Annotated in this window: 1 protein-coding gene; it reads right to left on the bottom strand. The window is 74.8% G+C overall.

Annotated features, from left to right (window positions below):
- Positions 1 to 302 (bottom strand): acyl-CoA dehydrogenase family protein (locus ACLBYB_RS33175; protein ID WP_447701427.1); only part of this gene is annotated, 302 nt, incomplete at both ends.

Here is a 302-nt window from a genome sequence, read left to right as displayed (position 1 = left end):
AGACCAGCTGCTCGAGGTAGCGCGCCTTCAAGTCGTCCGAGCCGTGGGCCGCGAGCGCCTCGATGCCGCCCTGGGTCAGGAGCGGGCAGAGGCCGAAGGCGAGGTTGGCGCCGTTCCACATCTCGGTGCAGGCGCGCTCGATCAGCTTCGGCAGGCCCTGGCCGCCGTGGTCGGCCTCGGCCGAGAGTCCGTTCCAGCCGCCCTCCGTGAAGGTGCGGTAGGCCTCGCGCCAGCCCGGCGGCGTGGGGACCCGCCCGTCCGCGAACGGGGTGCCGTGCCGGTCGCCGGCCCGGTTGAGCGGC

The organism is Methylobacterium sp. D54C, assembly GCF_053345595.1.
Note: the sequence above shows the minus strand (reverse complement) of the source record. Positions and strands in the feature narration are given on the sequence as shown.